Origin of the sequence: Enterobacter cloacae complex sp. ESBL7, from assembly GCF_041679625.1 — a bacterium.
GTDB lineage: Bacteria > Pseudomonadota > Gammaproteobacteria > Enterobacterales > Enterobacteriaceae > Enterobacter > Enterobacter asburiae_B.
In genome coordinates, this window is sequence record NZ_JBGORN010000001.1 from 1704987 (window position 1) to 1721719 (window position 16733).

14 protein-coding genes are annotated in these 16733 nt (G+C 58.4%); 5 read left to right on the forward strand and 9 right to left on the reverse strand.

Going from position 1 to position 16733, the window contains the following annotated elements:
- Nucleotide 1: 1 nt before the first annotated feature.
- On the forward strand, nucleotides 2-2983 hold the full coding sequence (locus ACERY3_RS08395; RefSeq protein WP_058841005.1) for a virulence factor SrfB: 2982 nt from the start codon (nucleotides 2-4) through the stop codon (nucleotides 2981-2983).
- Nucleotides 2980-5157 carry a virulence factor SrfC family protein gene (locus ACERY3_RS08400; protein ID WP_058841006.1) on the forward strand — a complete coding sequence of 726 codons (2178 nt, stop codon included), beginning with the start codon at nucleotides 2980-2982 and terminating at the stop codon, nucleotides 5155-5157. The genes ACERY3_RS08395 and ACERY3_RS08400 overlap by 4 nt, the downstream gene beginning before the upstream one ends.
- Before the next feature lie 122 nt (nucleotides 5158-5279).
- Here the strand turns inward: ACERY3_RS08400 and ACERY3_RS08405 are convergent, their stop codons facing one another.
- The 9 genes from ACERY3_RS08405 to ACERY3_RS08445 form a co-directional block, all read right to left on the reverse strand.
- Nucleotides 5280-6035: an alpha/beta fold hydrolase gene (locus ACERY3_RS08405; protein ID WP_058841007.1), complete on the reverse strand. Its 756-nt coding sequence runs from the start codon at nucleotides 6033-6035 to the stop codon at nucleotides 5280-5282.
- An 86-nt stretch (nucleotides 6036-6121) separates the two neighbouring features.
- Nucleotides 6122-6295 carry a GhoT/OrtT family toxin gene (locus ACERY3_RS08410; RefSeq protein ID WP_013096478.1) on the reverse strand — a complete coding sequence of 58 codons (174 nt, stop codon included), beginning with the start codon at nucleotides 6293-6295 and terminating at the stop codon, nucleotides 6122-6124.
- A gap of 183 nt (nucleotides 6296-6478) precedes the next feature.
- The gene (patD, locus tag ACERY3_RS08415; protein WP_032656831.1) at nucleotides 6479-7903 is read right to left on the reverse strand and encodes an aminobutyraldehyde dehydrogenase; all 1425 of its coding nucleotides are present in this window, start codon (nucleotides 7901-7903) and stop codon (nucleotides 6479-6481) included.
- Nucleotides 7904-7927: 24 nt separating this feature from the next.
- Complete coding sequence (locus ACERY3_RS08420; RefSeq protein ID WP_029741505.1) at nucleotides 7928-8734, reverse strand: ABC transporter permease; 807 nt, start codon at nucleotides 8732-8734, stop codon at nucleotides 7928-7930.
- Entirely contained in the window at nucleotides 8724-9668 is a 945-nt protein-coding gene (locus ACERY3_RS08425; RefSeq protein ID WP_193806823.1) for an ABC transporter permease, read from the reverse strand. The genes ACERY3_RS08420 and ACERY3_RS08425 overlap by 11 nt, the downstream gene beginning before the upstream one ends.
- A gap of 1 nt (nucleotide 9669) precedes the next feature.
- Complete coding sequence (locus tag ACERY3_RS08430) at nucleotides 9670-10683, reverse strand: ABC transporter ATP-binding protein (RefSeq protein ID WP_319876164.1); 1014 nt, start codon at nucleotides 10681-10683, stop codon at nucleotides 9670-9672.
- Between the two features lie 17 nt (nucleotides 10684-10700).
- Nucleotides 10701-11846, reverse strand: coding sequence for a putative ABC transporter substrate-binding protein YdcS (gene ydcS / locus ACERY3_RS08435; protein WP_029741508.1), 1146 nt, complete (start codon nucleotides 11844-11846; stop codon nucleotides 10701-10703).
- A gap of 271 nt (nucleotides 11847-12117) precedes the next feature.
- Nucleotides 12118-13527 (reverse strand): PLP-dependent aminotransferase family protein, encoded by a 1410-nt coding sequence (locus ACERY3_RS08440; protein ID WP_039262881.1) that lies wholly within the window; start codon nucleotides 13525-13527, stop codon nucleotides 12118-12120.
- A gap of 82 nt (nucleotides 13528-13609) precedes the next feature.
- A complete protein-coding gene (locus ACERY3_RS08445; RefSeq protein ID WP_023335881.1) occupies nucleotides 13610-13798 on the reverse strand; it encodes a hypothetical protein in 189 nt (62 codons plus the stop codon).
- Between the two features lie 391 nt (nucleotides 13799-14189).
- Here ACERY3_RS08445 and ACERY3_RS08450 point away from each other — a divergent pair, with 391 nt between their 5' ends.
- The 3 genes from ACERY3_RS08450 to ACERY3_RS08460 are packed head-to-tail and all read left to right on the forward strand — an operon-like array spanning nucleotide 14190 to nucleotide 16728.
- Nucleotides 14190-15590 (forward strand): cytochrome ubiquinol oxidase subunit I, encoded by a 1401-nt coding sequence (locus tag ACERY3_RS08450; protein ID WP_373225448.1) that lies wholly within the window; start codon nucleotides 14190-14192, stop codon nucleotides 15588-15590.
- Entirely contained in the window at nucleotides 15590-16600 is a 1011-nt protein-coding gene (gene cydB, locus ACERY3_RS08455; protein ID WP_373225449.1) for a cytochrome d ubiquinol oxidase subunit II, read from the forward strand. The genes ACERY3_RS08450 and cydB overlap by 1 nt, the downstream gene beginning before the upstream one ends.
- Nucleotides 16600-16728: a DUF2474 domain-containing protein gene (locus tag ACERY3_RS08460; RefSeq protein WP_008501283.1), complete on the forward strand. Its 129-nt coding sequence runs from the start codon at nucleotides 16600-16602 to the stop codon at nucleotides 16726-16728. Before cydB ends, ACERY3_RS08460 begins: the two co-directional genes overlap by 1 nt.
- Nucleotides 16729-16733: the final 5 nt, after the last annotated feature.

The following is a 16733-nucleotide window of genomic DNA, read 5'->3' on the forward strand; positions in this document are numbered from 1 at the left end:
TATGCTGGTTAATCTTTGCGACTATAAACAAAGCGTCACGCTTATTGCCAACAGCGGCGTGCAGTTCCTTGATTTCGGTCTGACGCCGCAGGACACCGCCAGCAACGGGCGCTTCGTACGTAAAACCGCGAACGGCCCGCTGCTGCGGCTCGATTTCGACCTGGTTAACGGGCGCTATACCGTGCCGGGAACGAACGGCGGGCAGCCTGAAGTGGTTAAGCCGGAAACCACCATCCCGCTGCATCAGTCCCTGGCGGTGCTGGACGGCGTCTGGCTTCCGGTTCCGTTCCTGCGCTTCAACCCGCCGCGAACCTTTGTTGAGGGGCCGGATAACTGGGCCCGCGTTCAGGTGCGCAGGCTGGATACACCCGATACGGCAGGCAATACGCACCGCGTCACGCTCGCCCTTGACAGCCAGATTGCAGAACACGCCACGTCCGCCCTGTCCCCGGTTGAAAACGATATTCTGAACGGGACCCGATTCGCGCTGGCCTGGCGAGACAACGAAGTTGAAAGTTTCCTCGACCAGACCTGGATTGACGGTTGGCTGCGCGAGGCCTTTACCCAGTATGCCGACGGCGTTGAAAACCGCTCAGAACGCGATCTCCAGCAGGCGATGCGCGGGTTTGAATATCAGGCCCACTGGCTTAACCTGCTGACCATGCTCGGTGAACAGCTCACCGTGCCGGAAGTGAAATTTGTTACCCATACGCTCAGCACGCCTGCCATTCCGGTCGACCTGATCCTCGACGTGGGCAATACCCACACCTGCGGCGTCATTATCGAAGACCACGGCGACGCGAACGATGGCCTGCGCCAGACCGCCGAGCTGCAGGTACGCTCATTAAGCGAGCCGCAGTTCCTGAATGCGCCGCTGTTCACCAGCCGTCTTGAGTTTTCGGAAGCGCGTTTTGGCAAGCAGCACTTCTCGGTTGAAAGCGGTCGCGAAGATGCCTTTGTCTGGCCGTCGATTGTTCGCGTGGGCGATGAAGCCCGCAAGCTGGCGATGCAGCGTCTTGGGACTGAAGGCAACAGCGGCATTTCCAGCCCGCGTCGCTACCTGTGGGATGAAACGCCGGTCGTGCAGGACTGGCGCTTTAGCCAGATGAACAGCAAAACCCAGCGTGAGCCGCTTGCCACCGCGTTTCCGCTGATGAACCTGATGAACGATGACGGCGAACCGCTCTTCACGCTGCCGCAGGACGAGCGGCTGCCGGTCTTCTCGCCGCAGTACAGCCGCAGCACGCTGATGACGCACATGCTGTGCGAGCTGCTGGCGCAGGCGCTGGGGCAGATCAACAGCGTCGCCACGCGCCTGCGTCTGGGCTTCCCCGCGTCACCGCGCCAGCTGCGCACCCTGATCCTGACCCTGCCCTCGGCCATGCCAAAGCAGGAGCGCGAGATTTTCCGTCGCCGCATGTTTGAAGCCATCGCCATCGTCTGGAAAGCGATGGGCTGGCACCCGCAGGATGAGGATTTTGTCACCCGCAAACAGCAGGATAAAAGCGTGGTGCCGGTTCCTGAAATCCAGATGGAGTGGGATGAAGCCAGCTGCGGTCAGCTGGTCTGGCTGTATAACGAAGCGATCTCCCGCTTTGGCGGTCAGACCGAAGCCTTCTTCGCCTCCCTGGCCCGCCCGGACCGTGAGCCTGAGCCGGGTAGCCAGCCGGGCCGCGCGCTGCGCGTCGCGTCCATCGACATCGGCGGCGGCACAACGGATATGGCGATCACCCATTATCAGCTGGATGACGGTTCCGGCAATAACGTCAAAATCACCCCGCAGCTGCTGTTCCGTGAAGGCTTTAAGGTCGCGGGCGACGACACGCTTCTGGACGTGATTCAGCGCTACGTGTTGCCCGCGCTGCAAACGCAGCTGCAAAAATCCGGTATCGCGGACGCCTCGCTGCTGATGGCGTCGCTGTTCGGTGACTCCGGGCGCATCGATACCCAGGCCGTACTCCGCCAGCAGACGGCGCTTCAGCTGTTTATGCCGATTGGCCACGCTATTCTTGCCGCGTGGGAATCGAGCGACGTTGACGATCCGCTGGCCGGTCTGCATGCCACCTTTGGCGATCTCCTGCCGCAGAAACCGACCCGCAACGTCATGAATTACCTGCAGCAGGCGATCGACCATGCCCTGCCTGCGGGTTCAGACGCTTTTGACCTGTTCGCGGTGCCGCTGCACGTGAATTTCCGCGAAATGCAGGATGCGATGCTGGCCGGGCAGTTTACGCTGGCCTCGCCGCTCCACGCGGTGTGCGAGGCGATATCCCATTACAGCTGCGATATTCTGCTGATCACCGGACGCCCCGGCTGCCTGCCTGGCGTTCAGGCGCTGATTCGTCATCTGCAGCCGGTGCCGGTCAACCGCATCGTCTGGCTGGATAAATACCAGGTGCACGAGTGGTATCCGTTCAGCCAGCAGGGGCGCATTGGCAACCCGAAATCGACGGCCGCCGTGGGGGCAATGCTCTGCAGCCTGGCGCTCGACCTGCGTCTGCCGCGCTTCAACTTTAAAGCCGCGGACATTGGCGCGTATTCCACCGTGCGCTATCTCGGCGTGCTGGATAACACCGTTAATACCCTGCGCGAGGAAAACGTCTGGTATCAGGATATCGACCTCGATAAGCCGGGCACGAAGCTCGACGCGCGTCTGCACTTCCCGCTGCGCGGTAACGTTACCCTCGGCTTCCGCCAGCTGGCGAACGCGCGCTGGCCCGCCACGCCGCTCTACACGCTCAGCATCAACTCGGCTGAACTGGCGAAAGCCATTGCCGGTGACGGCGTGCTGAACGTGCGGCTGAAGCTCTGCGGCGGCAGCAAGCAGGAAGGTCCTGAGGCCTTCGAGCTGAGCGATGCCTGGCTGCAGGACGGCACGCCGGTTGCCCCTGACGCATTAACCTTCAAACTGAATACCTTGGCCGATCGCCGACACAGCGGTAGCCACTACTGGATCGACAGCGGGAGCGTATACCTGAAATGACAGCGACGACGACCACCACTCAGGCCTTAATCGGGTGGATTAATGAGACGCGCCTGAACGCCCCTGTGCTGGATAACGATGCTGACGCCCTGCTTGCTCGCATCAACGCGGCGCAGGCGCGGGAGCAGGCCATTGAACGCGCCATGACCCGCCAGAGCAGCATTGGGCTTTACGGTCATTCACAGAGCGCGAAATCCCATCTGCTGTTATCCCTGTGCGGCAGCGGTAATGGACGCCTGAACGTGACGCCGGGCCAGCGCACCTTTGACTATTTTTCGCATATCAATCCGGGACATGCCCTGACCAACATGGCCGTCCGCTTCACGCCGGAAAGCCCGGAGGTGGCGGATGAGGCGTTCCCGCTGCGTCTGAGCCTGGTCACCGAGGCCGAGCTGGTACAGCTGTTTATTGCCCGCACGACGCTGCATCCGCAGATGCGCGCGGTGGATAAGGCGGTCATTGAGACACGTCTGGAGAAATGGCGCGGGCTGCGCCAGCCGCAGGGCGTGCCCGGCATAACGGCTCAGGAAGTGGGTGCGATTGCCCGCTTCTGGCAAAGCACCGTACCCGCCGCTAAGCAGCAAATCGATGATGCTCTGTGGCATGAGTTCGCCCGGCTGGTGCCTTCTCTCGATCTCAGCACGCGGGCCAGCGTCTGGTCGCTGCTGTGGGGCGAGCAGCAGGAGTTGACCCAGCAGTGGTTAAAACTGGCCCATGTGCTGCACCAGACCAGCCATGCCGGCGAGCTTGCTGCCCCGCTTAGCCTGCTGGTGGACAGCTTTGGCCTGCCGGGTGAAGGGTTCCTGACGCACGACGGCACGTTAGATCTTCAGGACGCGCAGGAGACGCTGCTTCATCCGCTAAATAGCGGTGAAATGCTTAACGCCATCAGCATCCCCGTCGACGTGCTGGCCTTCCTGACCCGCGAGCTGGTGCTGCCGGTTGAGAACGGCGCGCTGGATAACGTCGATATTATTGATATTCCTGTTTTTGAAGATAACCGTGCCGACCCGCTACGCCAGGCGAAGTCCCAGTGGCTGCTCGAGCATTACCGTCAACAGCTTCAGCCGGATGTGCTGGTGATTTGCAATGCGACGGCGCAGCACGAACAGACGGCCAAAAAAGCAAAAGTGCTGATGAACTGGGTCAAGGAGACGCAGCCTGCTGAAGAATCTGCCCTGCCGGGGCTGGTATGGGCGATTACGCCACACGACGCCCGCTTTACCACCCGACAGAATCTCGATGAAGCCGTACAGCATCTGCTCGGAAAGCCGGGTTTACGCTGGGGCACGCTTCAGGCGCTGGACAGCCACAGCATGCAGCGCGTCATCGAATGGCTGTCTCAGGCCACGCTGCCCGCCCAGCGACAGAAGCGTCTCGGCACGTTGCAAGGCTTGCTGCGACAGGAGCTCTCATCGCTGATGCAGAGCTATCTGGCACCGCTGGTTGAAGAGCCGGGGAAAAGACGCGCTCAGGCCGAAAGCATGGTGCGCACGCTGCAAAACAGCGCTGCTCGCCACGGCGAACTGCTTGAAGGCCTCCTGCCGCCGCTGAAAGCCTATGAAACGCTGCTCGCCGTTCAGCAGCCGCGCGAGGAGCAGGTGAACGGGCTGTTTACGGACACTATTGACCTGTTTGCCGAGAACGCGCAGGAAAGCACCGGCCTGTTCCAGACAAAAGACAAAGCGCGTCTGGCGCACAGAGTCTGGATAAATCATCTGCGTCAGTGGAGCCGCAATGAGGCCACGGCCGCGCGCCTCGGGCTGGAGCCTTCGGTATTACAGCAAATCGCGGATGTGCTGGTGGTCACCAGTTACCGGCTTGATCTGCCTCAACAGCTTCAGCGAATTGTCGAAGCGGATAAAAGCAGCGCTGCGCAACTGCATGCCGTGATGGGCAATTTCATTGGCTGGCTGGGTTATGACCAGACGCCCGTGGCTACACGTCCGGCAAGCCGCATCCGCAAGGGTCAGGCAATCTTCGTTACGCCGGTGGTCAGCAGCGCGGAGACTCGATTGACGCGCCTGGGGGAACAGCCTGTGCATGCGGCCACCGCGTACGTTTACGACTGGCTGGTCGCACTCTATAGCCGCGCGATAGAGAACATTGATTACCAGCATCCGCATGATGTTCAGCCTGATGCACGTCAGGCCTTGCACGCGTTATTGCGCTGAACGTTGATTAACAATGTAGCCGCATTTCTTGCCGGGTGGCGCTGCCGCTTACCCGGCCTACATTCTTCATCGTTGTAGGCCCGTGCAAGCGTAGCGCCGCCGGGCGAAACTTTTTGCGCGCATCACTCCGTCATACACCCGGCTAACGTCTGTGCCAGGGCAGACGGGTTTTCCCACGACATCGAATGCCCCGCCGCAGGGATAATTTTTACCTCAACGCCCTTTTGCTTCAGATTGTCCACATCGTCATCCGGCAGAGACAGCTCGCCGAAAATCAACGTTACCGGGCAAGGAAGTGACAGGAACTGCGCTTCCCATTCGGGCTCAACGCCCGCCACCAGGCTCGATGCGCCCCGCCAGACGGCATATGGCGCATTGCTCTGCAGACCCCCTGCCCACGCCGTTTTTTCCGCGCTGAGCATGGCGTCATAGCCCTGCGTCAGAAACTGCTGCTCGGTTTGCGCTGCAATAGACCGGCTGAACATCCCCCCACCCGCATGAAAATTGGGCTCTGACACCATCAGCCCTTTCACGCGCGACGCCAGCAGCCCCGCCGTTTCGATAGCAATGCTGCCGCCCATGCTGTGGCCGTATAACCAGAAGGCATTCAGCTTAAGGTGGTCAATCACTTCCGCCACAACGTGCGCCTGGTCGGTGGTTTTGTAGCTGTAGTGTTCAGGCTTGTCGCTGTAGCCGCTGCCGGGCAAGTCGATGAGAATCGCTCTGCGCGCGCCAAACAGCGGGTCATGAACGACACGGGGATATTCATAGGAAGAGGCGCAGCCCAGCCCGTGAATGAACACCACGGGATCGCCGGTGCCGGGCAGGTCATGCCAGCGCACGGTACAGCCGGCCTGCTGCGAGTAAAAACTGTTCATAAGCACTCCTTTTACGATGCACTGTGTATTTATACAGTTAGCGTATCGGAAATGCCATATTCATCTTTTAAAAATGGAAGCGTGCTTCAGAAAAGCGAGACCAGCAGCGCAACGGGAAAGCTCATTGGCCAGGTTGACCCCACCAGAAAAGCGCTGAGCAGGCGGATACGTTTGCGGTCTTTAGAGAGGAACCAGGTAATTAATGCGCAGATGGAAGCCATGATTGCGTAAAAAACCAACATCTTTTGATACAACGTCATTCTGTATACCAGAGCCGAAAAAATAACCGCACGCAATATGCGTCATATGTTGATACAGATCAAGTTTTTTCGTTACAGAATAACCACTTAAATATTACGGATAATAACAATTGAGTATCTTGCGTAACACTCATGGCGGGCGTGGTAAACGCCTGGCCGCGCATGCGACCAGGCGCGACGGACTTAGTGTTTGATCATGACATGCCGCACGACCGTATAATCCTCAAGCCCGTAGACCGACATATCTTTGCCGTAGCCGGATAATTTCATGCCGCCGTGCGGCATTTCGCTCACCAGCATAAAATGGGTATTCACCCAGGTGCAGCCGTACTGCAGCCGCGCGCTCAGGCGATGGGCGCGGCCCACGTCTTTGGTCCAGACCGATGACGCCAGGCCATACTGCGAATCGTTCGCCCAGGCCAGCACCTGCGCCTCGTCATCAAACTCGGTGACGCTCACCACCGGGCCAAACACCTCGCGCTGAACGATGGCGTCGTCCTGCTTTGCCCCCGCCAGCAGGGTTGGCTGGAAGTAGTAGCCCGCCCCCTCTTTTTTGCTCCCGCCGGTGACAACGCGGATATGACCGAGCGCTTTCGCCTCATCGACGGCCTGACAGACGCGTGAAAGATGGGCCGCCGAGCTGAGCGGTCCCAGTTCGGTCGAGGCATCCTCCGGCGCCCCCATTTTAAGGCTGGCGACCGCTGCGCCCAGCTTTTCCACCAGCGCGGCATAAATACCCTTCTGGGCATAAATCCGGCACGCCGCCGTACAGTCCTGTCCGGCATTGTAGAAACCAAACGTCCGCACCCCTTCGACAACCGCATCCAGGTCAGCATCATCAAAGACGATAACCGGCGCTTTACCGCCCAGCTCCATGTGGGTGCGTTTAATGGATGACGCGGTATGGCCGATGATATGTTCCCCGGTAGCAATCGAACCGGTCAGCGAGACCATACGGACCTTTTCATGCCCGGTAAGCGGGTCACCGACCGTTTTACCCCGGCCAAACAGGACGTTCAGAACGCCTGCCGGGAAGATATCTTTTGCCAGCTCCCCCAGCTTCAGCGCGGTCAGGGGCGTGATCTCTGAGGGCTTAATCACCACGCAGTTCCCAGCCGCCAGCGCGGGTGCCAGCTTCCAGGCCGCCATCATCAGCGGATAGTTCCAGGGGGCAATAGAGGCAACCACGCCCACCGGATCGCGGCGGATCATCGACGTGTGACCGTCAAGGTACTCCCCGGCGGCCAGCCCGTTCAGACAGCGGGCGGCCCCGGCAAAGAAACGGAAAACGTCGACCACCGCCGGAATTTCATCTCCCAGAGCACAGTGCAGCGGCTTGCCGCAGTTGAGGGATTCGAGCCGGGCAAAGTCCTCCCCATGCGCTTCAATCGCATCCGCCAGCTTCAGCAGGCACTCGGCACGGGTTTTCGGCGTGGTTTGTCCCCACTCCGCAAAAGCACGGTCGGCCGCCTGAACCGCCGCGTCGACCTGAGCCGCTGACGCCTCGGCAATCTCCAGCAGGAGTTCTCCAGTGGCCGGGTTATAGACCGGCTGTTTTTCTCCCTCTCCGGTTACCAGTTTTCCCTCTATCAGCAGTTGTGTTTGCATAGCATTTTCCTGTTGAATTCACTGTTATTTCCCGCTGCCGGCGATATTCTCGCCGTCGCGGGTTAGCCACCAGGCTCCCAGAATGGGGATAGTTGTCACCAGCATCACCAGCAGTGCTACGACGTTGGTGACCGGCACGTCGCGCGGACGACCGAGCTGATTGAGCAACCACAGCGGTAACGTGCGCTCGTGTCCCGCCGTAAACGTTGTGACGATTATCTCGTCAAACGACAGGGCAAACGCCAACATTCCCCCGGCCAGCAGCGCGGAACCCAGATTGGGCAGCACCACATAGCGGAAGGTTTGCCATCCGTCGGCCCCGAGATCCATCGACGCTTCCACCAGGCTCCAGGAGGTGCGTCTGAACCGGGCAATCACGTTGTTAAACACCACCACCACGCAAAAGGTGGCGTGTCCCACCACGATGGTGAAAAACCCCGGCTCAAGGTCAATCGTTTTGAATGCCGTCAGCAGCGCCAGACCGGTGATGATCCCCGGTAACGCAATCGGCAACAGCAGCAACAGCGAGATCGCATTCTTGCCAAAAAACTCGCTTCGCCACAGCGCCGCTGCAGCAAGCGTGCCAAGCACAAGGGCAATCGCGGTGGAGAGCGCGGCAATCTGAAGTGACAACGTCACGGATTCAATAATATCGCCGCGCCCCGCCGCCACGCTGAACCACTTCAGCGTCAGCCCCTGCGGCGGAAAGCTGAAGGCCGCGTCTTCGGTATTAAAGGCATAGGTCGCGATAATCAGCAGCGGGAAGTGCAGGAAGATGACGCCTCCCCACGCTGCCACTTTCAGGAACAGCGGTGCGCGTTCAGAGTGCATCGAATGCTCCCAGACGTTTCACGAACGCCAGATAGAGTGAAATCAGCACGATGGGCACCAGCGTGAACGCGGCGGCCATGGGCATATTGCCAATGGCACCCTGCTGCGAGTAGACCATGTTACCGATGAAGTAACCCGGCGGCCCCACCAGCTGTGGAACGATGAAATCCCCCAGCGTCAGGGAAAAGGTGAATATTGAGCCCGCGGCAATACCCGGGATCGCCAGCGGCAGAACGACGTAGCGAAAGGTCTGACGAGGGCGCGCGCCGAGGTCGGCTGAGGCCTGCAGTAGCGAGGCAGGCAGGCGTTCCAGCGCCGCCTGGACGGGCAGGATCATAAACGGCAGCCAGATGTAGACGAAGACCAGAAACCGTCCCAGCCCGGAGGTGGACAAGGTGTTGCCGCCAATCGCCGGGAGCGTAAGGAGTGAGGTCAGGATCGGCTCCAGCCCCATGTGGTTGAGAAACCACTGCGCCACCCCGTCCTTGGCCAGCAGCAGCGTCCAGGCGTAGGCTTTGACGATGTAGCTCGCCCACATTGGCAGCATCACAGCAATATAGAAAAATGCTTTCCACTTGCCTCGGGTGTATCGCGCCATGTACCAGGCCATCGGGAAGGCCAGGATGGCGCTGGCTATCGTCACCGCAATCGCCATGGTTAACGTGCGCAGGATGATGTCGTAGTTTGCCGGGTTGAAAAGCGCCCGAATGTTCGCCAGGGTCAGATCCGGCGTGACGGCCATAGTGAAATCGTCAAAGGTGTAAAAACCTTGCCACAGCAGGGTCAGAAGCGATCCTAAATAGACGATGCCAAACCACATCAGCGGCGCGAGCAGAAGCAGGAACAGGCCTAGCGACGGTTTACGCCAGAACAGCGCCGTCATGCGGCTTAAGCGGCCGTGCGAGGCGGGAGGATGCGCAACGCTCATAGCCATTTCACCTCTCCTCGTGCAGGCGAATCATCGCCTCGCGTGACCACGACGCCATCACCGCCTGCCCCGGCGCAATGCCGCTCAGCGGCGAGGTTTCACTGAGATTGGCCTGGCTCACCAGCAGTTTGGCGCCGTCGGCGAGCTTCAGCTCCAGCCGCGTGGCCGCTCCCTGATACTGAACGGCCTGCACGATGCCCTGAACCTGAACCTCTCCCACCTCATTAAGGCGAATATGTTCCGGGCGCAGGGAATAGCTACCTTCCATACCGCAAATTTTCTGCGCAAGGCCTGCGTCAAAGACGTTGGACGTGCCGACAAAACCGGCGACAAACGGCGTGCGCGGACGCATGTAGAGATCGCGCGGGGTATCCACCTGCTCGATGCGCCCGTTATTGAACACCGCCACCCGGTCTGACATGGAAAGGGCCTCGCCCTGATCGTGGGTGACAAAAATAAAGGTGATGCCGAGTTCCTGCTGAAGCTTCTTCAGCTCGAACTGCATCTGTTCACGCAGTTTGAGATCGAGCGCACCTAAGGGCTCATCCAGCAGCAGGACGCGCGGCTCATTGACCAGCGCCCGGGCGATGGCGACACGCTGCCGCTGGCCGCCGGAAAGTTGCGAAGGTTTGCGGGCAACGGCAAAGCTCAGGCCCACTTTTTCCAGGGCATCACGGGCCTGCGCATGGCGTTTTTTCTTGTCGATGCCTTTGACCATCAGCCCGTAGGCAACATTGTCGAGAATCGACATATGCGGGAACAGCGCGTAGTCCTGAAAGACGGTGTTCACATCCCGCTCCCAGGGAGGCAGTTCGCTCGCCTCTTTGCCGAAGATAGAAATCGTGCCGCCTGACAGCTGCTCAAAACCCGCGATCAGACGCAGACAGGTGGTTTTGCCGGAGCCCGAAGGCCCCAGCATGGAGAAAAATTCTCCGTCACGAATAGCAATGGTGACCCCATCCACCGCCCGTACGTCGCCGTACAGACGGGAAACGTTGTTAAACTCTACCGCGTACGTCATGTTCTGCTCCCGGGCAATTAACGACCGCCCATGATGGCGATGTAATCCTGCGTCCAGCGGCTGTAAGGGACAAATTTGCCGCCTTCTGCGATGGGGGTTTTCCAGAACATGATTTTGTCGAACTCGTTATAACCGTTTGTTTCGCAGCCTTTATCACCCAGCAGCGTGCTGGCCTTACACCCTTCTGCAACCACGGGCAGGGAGCCAAACCAGGCCGCCAGATCGCCCTGAACTTTCGGCGTCAGCGACCAGTTCATCCACTTATAGGCGCACATCGGGTGTTTTGCCTGCGCATGCAGCATGGTGGTATCCGCCCAGCCGGTCACCCCCTCTTTCGGGAAGACGGTAGCAACGGGCTGGTTCTCAGCCTTCAGGGCATTCGCCTGATACGGCCAGGCGCTGGAGGCCACGACGCCTTCATTTTTAAAGTCGCTCATCTGAACGGTGGTGTCATGCCAGTAGCGGTGGATCAGCGCGTGCTGGTCGCGAAGCACCTTGAGCACGGCGGCATACTGTTTTTCGGTGAGCTGGTACGGGTCTTTGATACCCAGCTGCGGCTGAGTGGCTTTGACGAACAGCGCGGCATCGGCGATATAAATCGGGCCGTCATACGCCTGCACGCGTCCCTGATTGGTTTTACCGTCCGGCAGATCCTGTTTGGTAAAGACCACGCTCCAGCTGTCCGGCGGCGTCGGGAAGGTTTTGGTGTTGTACATCAGCAGGTTTGGCCCCCACTGATACGGCGTGCCGTAAACTTTCCCGCCGACGTTAAACCATTCCCCTTTTACAATCCGCGCGTCGAGCGTTTTCCAGTTGGGGATGAGGTCCGGGTTAATGGGCTGAACGCGTTTACCCATGATCAGGCGCAGGGAGGCGTCACCCGAGGCGGTGACCAGGTCATATCCCCCTTTCGCCATCAGGCTGACCATTTCATCCGACGTGGCCGCCGTCTTGACGTTGACCGCACACCCGGTCTCTTTTTCAAACTGGGTGACCCAGTCATAATTTTTATCCGTCTGTCCGCGTTCGATGTATCCCGGCCAGGCGATAATATCCAGCCGACCTTCCCCGTCGCCGATGGCCTTTGGTGGTTCTGCGGCTTGCGCTGTCATGATAGTCATGCCGAGCGCGCACAGGCTGCTGCGGGCAAAATGTTTGCTCATAAGAGTTACTCCTGTCGCAATGAAATTTAGCGGCAGCCGTGCCGTAAAAATATCTCCCTTATTAAACGTAGACCGCGCAAATGCGCCGCACCGTACGGCTTCAGGAAATTTCATCAAGGTGTGACCGAGGGCGCATTCCCCGTTAACTGGATTATAGACAAGGAGTTAGCCGCGAGAGACGGTATGCAGATTTACTATGACAGGGCACCGCGAAATATTCGCAGCGCCGTCATCAGGATAAGAATTGATTATTTAAATAACGGAGAAAAGTTTATTCCAGCATCGTGCTAATTAATTTTCCTAACTGAATGACCGCCTGCTCTTCTCGCTCTCCCCAGGCCCAGGAGGTATTAAACCGGAAGAACGGTGTCCACGCGTCGGAGGTGGAAAACATCTTTCCGGGCGCAATGCTGATGTGGTGCGTTAAGGCTTTTTCGCTGAGCAGACCCGCATCCAGCTGCGCCGGAAGCTCCAGCCATAAAAAGTAGCCGCTGTCGTTATGGTGAATTTTGACGCCGGCAGGCATATGGCGCAAAAGAGACTGCCAGGCCTGCTGTTTTCGCTCGGCGAGGGTACGCCGCAGCCGGCGCAGATGGGCGTCGTAGCGTTTCGTCGCCAGGTAATCCACCAGCGCCAGCTGCACGGGTGAGCTGGTGGAGAGCGTGCTCATCAGCTGCAGCTGCTGAATGCGTCTCGCGTGTTTTCCTGCCGCAACCCAGCCGATGCGAAAACCGGCCACCAGACATTTTGAAAAAGACGAGCAGTGCAGCGTCATGTCCTGACGATCCCATGCTTTCGCCGGGAGCGGCTTTTCGCGGCCAAAATAGAGCTCGCTGTAGACATCGTCTTCAATCAGGGTGACGTTGTGCTGCGTTAACAGCGCGACAAGCTGCGCTTTTTTCTCCGCGCTCAGCGTGAAGCCAAGCGGGTTCTGACTGTTGGTCATGATCCAGCAGGCTTTAACCGGGTACTCCTTCAGCGCCTGTTCAAGGGCATTCAGATCAATCCCCTCGCGGACATCCGTCGCAATCGACAACGCTTTGAGCTTCAGGCGTTCCAGCGCCTGCAGCGCGCCGTAGAAACACGGGTTTTCGACTATCACCCAGTCGCCCGGCTCGGTTACCGCCTGCAGGCTGAGATTGAGCGCTTCAAGCGCGCCTGCGGTGATCACAATCTCTTCCGGGGAGATGTTCATTCCCTGCTGCGCATAGCGACGGGCAATGGCGTGGCGGAGATCGACGTTACCCGGTGGCAGGTTCTCAATCACGCTCATCGCCGTCGCGGTTTTGCTGACGTTCGCCAGCGAGCGGTTGAGCTGCTGCAGCGGGAAAAGTCGGGGATCGGGAAACGCGGAGGCAAAAGGAACAACGGACGGGTCGCGGCTGGCCTGTAAGACGTCGAAGATGTAGGTATTAATATCCACCACTTCGTCACGCATCACCTGGGCAGGTGGAGCAGGCTGATGTGCGGTCGGGCGCGAGGCAACGTAATAGCCCGACTGCGGTCTGGCGACAATGCGCCCCTGACTTTCCAGCATCTGATACGCGTGGCCAACGGTCATAAAACTCATGCCGCTGCTCGCCACCTGCTCTCGCAGCGAAGGCAGCTTATCGCCCGGCAGCCATACGCCAAGCTCAATCTGCGAGATAATTTGTTGCGCCAGACGCTGGTATTTTTTCATCAAATTCTCCTTGTGACCGACAGTGTATATCAGCAGGAGAAAAAGAGAAGATTTAGCTAACTGTTATAGTTCGTGAAACGAATTACTTACGGTACTCGGTAACGTGGCTTTGCGCCTGACGCGCGGCGGCCAGGTGATCGAGCGTAATCATCGACGATTTGCAAAAGATGCATTTCGCGCCGAGTGGGTTTTTCTCAGACATATCAAAGACTGAGGTTCGGTACTGCGAGCCATGACAGCACGGGCAGCGGAAATGAATATAAGAAGTCATAGGATTCTCCTGTGAACGTAAAAACGTAAATTACTAATGGGCCGATTGGGCAATAATGGTTTTAAACAAAACGAATCGGAAAGTAGATAAAGACCCAAGAGAGGCTGCGGAGAGGCACAACGTGATGAGAACTGCTTTATAAAACTACGTCAGATATTTATTTGGACTCAAAACCAGAAGGCCATTAACGCACGGCGCAGACGACAAGGCAAGCAGTTTTATGCGTAAAATTCATAAAAAGACGGTTTTTATTCCTCACGCGAGGTATATCAGATGTCTAAAGCATGAGCTTTAAGCCAACTGTTATGGTTAAAAATCACTTTTCTGCGTCTGATAGTCCGAACTTTACCCCTATACCATAACAGCACACCGTTTGACATTGAGGCTGTGCATGTTTGGTTTAGATGCTTTTCACCTTGCACGGATACAGTTTGCCTTTACCGTATCCTTTCACATTATTTTCCCGGCGATCACCATCGGCCTGGCAAGCTATCTTGCCGTACTCGAAGGGCTGTGGCTGAAAACCAAAAATCCGGTCTGGCGCTCGCTGTACCATTTCTGGTCGAAGATTTTTGCCGTCAACTTTGGCATGGGCGTGGTCTCCGGGCTGGTGATGGCCTACCAGTTCGGCACCAACTGGAGCGGATTTTCACAGTTTGCGGGCAGCATTACCGGCCCGCTGCTGACCTATGAAGTGCTGACCGCCTTCTTCCTCGAAGCCGGATTCCTCGGCGTGATGCTGTTCGGCTGGAACAAAGTCGGGCCGGGTCTGCACTTCTTCTCCACCTGCATGGTGGCGTTGGGCACTATTATTTCTACCTTCTGGATCCTCTCGTCGAACAGCTGGATGCAGACCCCGCAGGGCTATGAGATCGTCAACGGTCAGGTCGTGCCGGTGGACTGGTTCGCCGTGGTGTTTAACCCCTCCTTCCCTTACCGCCTGCTGCATATGTCGATAGCCGCATTCCTAAGCAGCGCCCTGTTTGTGGCCGCATCCGCGGCATGGCATCTGCTGCGCGGCAATAATACCCCTGCCATACGGGCAATGTTTTCGATGGCGCTGTGGATGACGCTGATTGTCGCCCCCATCCAGGCCATGGTTGGCGATATGCACGGTCTGAACACCTTAAAGCACCAGCCCGCCAAGATTGCCGCCATTGAAGGCCACTGGGAAAATCCGCCGGGTGAGCCTACCCCGCTGCTGCTGTTTGGCTGGCCGGATATGGAGCAGGAGCGCACCCGCTTTGGGCTGGAGATCCCAGCGCTGGGGAGTCTTATCCTGACGCACAGCCTGGATAAACAGGTTCCGGCCCTCAAAGAGTTCCCGAAGGAAGACCGTCCGAATTCCACCATCGTGTTCTGGTCATTCCGCATCATGGCGGGCCTGGGCATGCTGATGCTGCTGCTCGGGGTGATGGCTCTCTGGCTGCGCTACAAAAACCGCGTGTATTCGTCGCGCCCTTTCCTGTGGTTTGCGCTGCTGATGGGGCCAACCGGGCTGATTGCCATCCTGGCTGGGTGGATCACCACCGAAGTGGGCCGCCAGCCGTGGGTGGTCTACGGACTCCAGCGAACGAAGGATGCGGTTTCTGCCCACGGTGACCTGCATATGAGCGTGAGCCTGCTGGCCTTCTTCGTCGTCTATACCTCGGTATTCGGCGTGGGTTACAGCTATATGGTACGCCTCATCCGAAAAGGCCCGCAGCCGCATGAAACTTTCGCCACCGAGTCCGACGGACGTCCGGCGCGCCCGCTTTCTGCCGTCACAGCTGAACATAAGGAGCAGCCATAATGGGTATCGATCTTTCCATTATCTGGTTTGTGATCATCGTCTTCGCCACGCTGATGTATATCGTGATGGACGGTTTTGATCTGGGGATTGGCATTCTGTTCCCGGCCACGCAGAACGCCGACGATCGCGACGTGATGGTCAACAGCGTCGCGCCGGTCTGGGACGGAAACGAAACCTGGCTGGTGCTTGGCGGTGCCGCCCTGTTCGGCGCATTCCCGCTGGCCTATGCGGTGATCGTTGATGCCCTGACCATTCCGCTGACGTTAATGCTGATCGGGCTTATTTTCCGCGGAGTGGCATTTGAGTTTCGCTTTAAAGCCAAGCCTGCCCACCGCCCCTTCTGGGATAAGGCGTTTATTGGCGGTTCAATTCTGGCAACGTTCACCCAGGGCGTGACGGTAGGCGCCGTCATTAACGGCTTTACCGTCACCGGCCGGGCCTATACCGGCGGCCCCTTTGACTGGTTTACCGCGTTTAACCTGTTTTGCGGCGCGGGGCTGGTGGTTGCTTATGCGCTGTTAGGCTCTACCTGGCTGGTGATGAAAAGCGAAAACGCGCTGCAGGAGCGGATGCGTGAGGTGTCGAAAACGCTGTTAATCGTGCTGCTGGCGTTTATTGCGGCGATCAGCCTCTGGACGCCGCTGGCGCAACCGGCCATCGCTGCGCGCTGGTTTACGCTGCCGAATCTGTTTTATCTGCTGCCTGTCCCTGCTCTGGTGGTGATTTTTAGCCTGTACCAGTGGCGCTGCCTGAATAATCCCGCGAGCCATAGCCGTCCGTTTATTCTGACGCTGGGGCTGATATTCCTCGGCTTTAGCGGGCTTGGGATCAGCATCTGGCCGCATATTATTCCACCGTCGATCACCCTGTGGCAGGCCGCCGCCCCGACGCAAAGCCAGGGCTTTATGCTGGTGGGCGCGCTGTTGATCATTCCCGTTATTCTGGTCTACACCTTCTGGAGCTACTACGTGTTTCGCGGCAAAGTTCAGCATGGGGAGGGTTATCACTGATGCAACAACCGGTCTGGAAAAGATTGCTGTGGCTGGCCATTATCTGGGGCGGCAGCGTACTGGCGCTGGCTGCTGTCAGTATGCTCTTCCGCATGCTGATGACGGCGGCAGGATTTAAATCGCATTAACGTTA